Origin of the sequence: Streptomyces sp. 8L (assembly GCF_020176795.1) — a bacterium.
Classification (GTDB): domain Bacteria; phylum Actinomycetota; class Actinomycetes; order Streptomycetales; family Streptomycetaceae; genus Streptomyces.
Map to the genome: position 1 here is coordinate 1 of NZ_JAIUKE010000401.1, position 1,333 is coordinate 1,333.

Below are 1,333 nucleotides of genomic sequence, written 5' to 3' on the forward strand. Positions count from 1 at the left end.
TGGGGGCCGCTTCTGGGAGAGGGCGCAGCGGGGCGTCGGTCAAGGGGCCCGCGGGCCCGAGATACGTGTCGCGCGGGGCCGACAGGCGCCCCCCCCTCGGCCCCCCCGCCGGGGCCCCGTGCGGGGGGGGGGCCCCCACGACTCCAGCAGCCGCTGGCCCACGTACTCCCCCTCCGTGGCCCCGCCCGGCACGGCGAACAGCCCGCTCGCCTCGTGCCGGATGAACGGCGACAGGGCGTCGCCCCGGTCGAGTTTGCGCTGCACCGGCACGAACCCCTTGAGCGGGTCCGCCTGCCAGGCGATGAACAGCAGCCCCGCGTCCGGGCTCCCGTCCGCGCGGACGCCGTCGTTGTACGAGTACGTCCTGCGCAGCATGGCCGCGCCGCCGTTCGCGGCCGGCTGCGCGATGCGCGCGTGCGCGTCGGCGGGGATGACGAGCTGCCCGTCGGGGCCGGTCTTCGTCAGCGCCATCGCGGTCTGCTCGGTGCCGCCCGTCAGGGGCGCGCCGTCCGACTTGCGGCGGCCGATGACCTTCTCCTGCTGGTCGAGCGCCAGCTTCTCCCAGTCGTCCAGCAGCATCCGGATACGGCGCACGACGGCGTACGAACCGTTCGCCATCCACGCGGGGCTGGCGAGCGGGCTCCCGTCGGCGCCGGGCTTCGCGGGCACGAAGATCTGCTCGTCGAAGCGGGGCGCGGACGGCTTCGGGTTGCCGGTGCCGTCGACCTGGCCCATCAGGTTGCGCATCGTCATCGGGTGCGCGGTGGCGCCGGGGGACCGGTTGAAGCCGCTCATCTGCCAGCGCAGGCGCGCCCCGGAACCGGCCGCGTTCCGCAGGGCGCGCAGCGCGTGGAAGGCGACGAGCGCGTCGTCCGAGCCGATCTGCACCCACAGGTCGCCGTTGCTGCGGGCCGGATCGAGATGGTCGGACGAGAACGCGGGCAGCGGGTCGAGCTGGCTCGGGCGCTGCTTCGACAGGCCCGTACGGCCGAAGAAGCTGTGCCCGAACCCGAAGGTGACGGTGAGCGCCGCCGGGCCCGCGTCGAGGGCGATCCCCGTGTCGTGTCCGGGCGCCGGCCGGCCCTCGGCCATCGGCGCCGCGCACGCGGTCCACCGCCGCAGCAGCGCCACGGCCTCGGTGCGGCCCGCCCCCGGCGCCAGGTCGAACGCGGCGAGGTGGCCCGCGGCCTGGACCGGGGTGGCGATCCCGGCCTGGTGGGCGCCGTGGAAGGCGACCGCGTGCGAGCCGAGCCGGGTCAGCGGTGCGGGCGCCGCGGGCCGCGGCGCGGCGTACGCGCCGATGCCCCCGCCCGCCCCCGCGACCAGCCCGCCG

The 1,333-nt window shown here is 77.0% G+C and carries 1 protein-coding gene; it reads right to left on the reverse strand.

Going from position 1 to position 1,333, the window contains the following annotated elements; all coding sequences use genetic code 11:
* Positions 1–39: 39 nt before the first annotated feature.
* Positions 40–1,333: iron uptake transporter deferrochelatase/peroxidase subunit (efeB, locus tag LCE31_RS28535; protein ID WP_225019246.1), on the reverse strand; the 1,294-nt coding region annotated here is incomplete at its 5' end.